The 3719-nt window shown below is 50.4% G+C and carries 1 tRNA gene and 1 rRNA gene; both read right to left on the minus strand.

What is annotated here, in order from left to right:
- Positions 1-189 precede the first annotated feature (189 nt).
- Positions 190-3081: ribosomal RNA gene (locus MMG91_RS19445) — 23S ribosomal RNA — on the minus strand.
- A gap of 437 nt (positions 3082-3518) precedes the next feature.
- Positions 3519-3595 (minus strand) — tRNA-Ile (locus MMG91_RS19450).
- Positions 3596-3719 lie beyond the last annotated feature (124 nt).

The following is a 3719-nucleotide window of genomic DNA, read 5'->3' on the forward strand; positions in this document are numbered from 1 at the left end:
GGATCAGGTGGTTCCAATGCTCTATGGTCGTCAAGAAATTCGGTAGCCAGCTCGTTTGCCTTACGGCTCACGCTCCAGCGAATGGGTATGCGATAGTTTGTGTGTTTGTTTCTCGAACTTTCGGTTCGTTTCGTCTTCACACACCGCAATCTGGTGCCTCTTCAGGTCAGCAAATTGCTTGGGTGTTATATGGTCAAGCCTCACGGGCAATTAGTATTGGTTAGCTCAACGCCTCACAGCGCTTACACACCCAACCTATCAACGTCGTAGTCTTCGACGGCCCTTCAGGGGACTCAAGGTCCCAGTGAGATCTCATCTTGAGGCTAGTTTCCCGCTTAGATGCTTTCAGCGGTTATCTATTCCGAACATAGCTACCCGGCAATGCCACTGGCGTGACAACCGGAACACCAGAGGTTCGTCCACTCCGGTCCTCTCGTACTAGGAGCAGCCCCTCTCAAATCTCAAACGTCCACGGCAGATAGGGACCGAACTGTCTCACGACGTTCTAAACCCAGCTCGCGTACCACTTTAAATGGCGAACAGCCATACCCTTGGGACCGGCTTCAGCCCCAGGATGTGATGAGCCGACATCGAGGTGCCAAACACCGCCGTCGATATGAACTCTTGGGCGGTATCAGCCTGTTATCCCCGGAGTACCTTTTATCCGTTGAGCGATGGCCCTTCCATACAGAACCACCGGATCACTAAGACCTACTTTCGTACCTGCTCGACGTGTCTGTCTCGCAGTCAAGCGCGCTTTTGCCTTTATACTCTACGACCGATTTCCGACCGGTCTGAGCGCACCTTCGTACTCCTCCGTTACTCTTTAGGAGGAGACCGCCCCAGTCAAACTACCCACCATACACTGTCCTCGATCCGGATAACGGACCTGAGTTAGAACCTCAAAGTTGCCAGGGTGGTATTTCAAGGTTGGCTCCACGCGAACTGGCGTCCACGCTTCAAAGCCTCCCACCTATCCTACACAAGCAAATTCAAAGTCCAGTGCAAAGCTATAGTAAAGGTTCACGGGGTCTTTCCGTCTAGCCGCGGATACACTGCATCTTCACAGCGATTTCAATTTCACTGAGTCTCGGGTGGAGACAGCGCCGCCATCGTTACGCCATTCGTGCAGGTCGGAACTTACCCGACAAGGAATTTCGCTACCTTAGGACCGTTATAGTTACGGCCGCCGTTTACCGGGGCTTCGATCAAGAGCTTCGCGTTAGCTAACCCCATCAATTAACCTTCCGGCACCGGGCAGGCGTCACACCCTATACGTCCACTTTCGTGTTTGCAGAGTGCTGTGTTTTTAATAAACAGTCGCAGCGGCCTGGTATCTTCGACCGGCGTGGGCTTACGCAGTAAATGCTTCACCCTCACCGGCGCACCTTCTCCCGAAGTTACGGTGCCATTTTGCCTAGTTCCTTCACCCGAGTTCTCTCAAGCGCCTTGGTATTCTCTACCCAACCACCTGTGTCGGTTTGGGGTACGGTTCCTGGTTACCTGAAGCTTAGAAGCTTTTCTTGGAAGCATGGCATCAACCACTTCGTGTTCTAAAAGAACACTCGTCATCAGCTCTCGGCCTTAAGATCCCGGATTTACCTAAGATCTCAGCCTACCACCTTAAACTTGGACAACCAACGCCAAGCTGGCCTAGCCTTCTCCGTCCCTCCATCGCAATAACCAGAAGTACAGGAATATTAACCTGTTTTCCATCGACTACGCTTTTCAGCCTCGCCTTAGGGACCGACTAACCCTGCGTCGATTAACGTTGCGCAGGAAACCTTGGTCTTTCGGCGTGGGTGTTTTTCACACCCATTGTCGTTACTCATGTCAGCATTCGCACTTCTGATACCTCCAGCAAGCTTCTCAACTCACCTTCACAGGCTTACAGAACGCTCCTCTACCGCATCACCTAAGTGATACCCGTAGCTTCGGTGTATGGTTTGAGCCCCGTTACATCTTCCGCGCAGGCCGACTCGACTAGTGAGCTATTACGCTTTCTTTAAAGGGTGGCTGCTTCTAAGCCAACCTCCTAGCTGTCTAAGCCTTCCCACATCGTTTCCCACTTAACCATAACTTTGGGACCTTAGCTGACGGTCTGGGTTGTTTCCCTTTTCACGACGGACGTTAGCACCCGCCGTGTGTCTCCCATGCTCGGCACTTGTAGGTATTCGGAGTTTGCATCGGTTTGGTAAGTCGGGATGACCCCCTAGCCGAAACAGTGCTCTACCCCCTACAGTGATACATGAGGCGCTACCTAAATAGCTTTCGAGGAGAACCAGCTATCTCCGAGCTTGATTAGCCTTTCACTCCGATCCACAGGTCATCCGCTAACTTTTCAACGGTAGTCGGTTCGGTCCTCCAGTTAGTGTTACCCAACCTTCAACCTGCCCATGGATAGATCGCCCGGTTTCGGGTCTATTCCCAGCGACTAGACGCCCTATTAAGACTCGCTTTCGCTACGCCTCCCCTATTCGGTTAAGCTCGCCACTGAAAATAAGTCGCTGACCCATTATACAAAAGGTACGCAGTCACCCAACAAAGTGGGCTCCCACTGCTTGTACGCATACGGTTTCAGGATCTATTTCACTCCCCTCTCCGGGGTTCTTTTCGCCTTTCCCTCACGGTACTAGTTCACTATCGGTCAGTCAGTAGTATTTAGCCTTGGAGGATGGTCCCCCCATATTCAGACAAAGTTTCTCGTGCTCCGTCCTACTCGATTTCATGACCAAGAGATTTTCGCGTACAGGGCTATCACCCACTATGGCCGCACTTTCCAGAGCGTTCCGCTAATCTCAAAGCCACTTAAGGGCTAGTCCCCGTTCGCTCGCCACTACTAAGGGAATCTCGGTTGATTTCTTTTCCTCAGGGTACTTAGATGTTTCAGTTCCCCTGGTTCGCTTCTTAAGCCTATGTATTCAGCTTAAGATACCTAACTTATGTTAGGTGGGTTCCCCCATTCAGACATCTCCGGATCAAAGTCTGTTTGCCGACTCCCCGAAGCTTTTCGCAGGCTACCACGTCTTTCATCGCCTCTGACTGCCAAGGCATCCACCGTATGCGCTTCTTCACTTGACCATATAACCCCAAGCAATCTGGTTATACTGTGAAGACGACATTCGCCGAAAATTCGCGATTAAACTCACAAATTTTACCTTAGCCTGATCACCACCAGTGAAAGTGGCCATCAGTCTATCTTTCTATCACATACCCAAATTTTTAAAGAACGATCTAATCAAANGAAGACGACATTCGCCGAAAATTCGCGATTAAACTCACAAATTTTACCTTAGCCTGATCACCACCAGTGAAAGTGGCCATCAGTCTATCTTTCTATCACATACCCAAATTTTTAAAGAACGATCTAATCAAAAGACTAGAAATCAATATTCACACCGGAATATTCATTTCTAAACTCTCAAACGTTTCGAAGCAGTTAATGGTGGAGCCAAACGGGATCGAACCGTTGACCTCCTGCGTGCNNNGTATTTCTACAGGCGTTTCCCACACAAAATTGGTGGGTCTGGGCAGATTCGAACTGCCGACCTCACCCTTATCAGGGGTGCGCTCTAACCAACTGAGCTACAGACCCAATTTCGGGCTGCTTCTTATCGTCTTCTTCAATGAATCAAGCAATTCGTGTGGGAACTTATGGAGCAGCTGATGTCGTCGATTAAGGAGGTGATCCAGCCGCAGGTTCCCCTACGGCTACCTTG

Origin of the sequence: Pseudomonas sp. JL3 (genome assembly GCF_031570575.1) — a bacterium.
Taxonomy (GTDB): Bacteria; Pseudomonadota; Gammaproteobacteria; order Pseudomonadales; family Pseudomonadaceae; genus Aquipseudomonas; species Aquipseudomonas cucumis.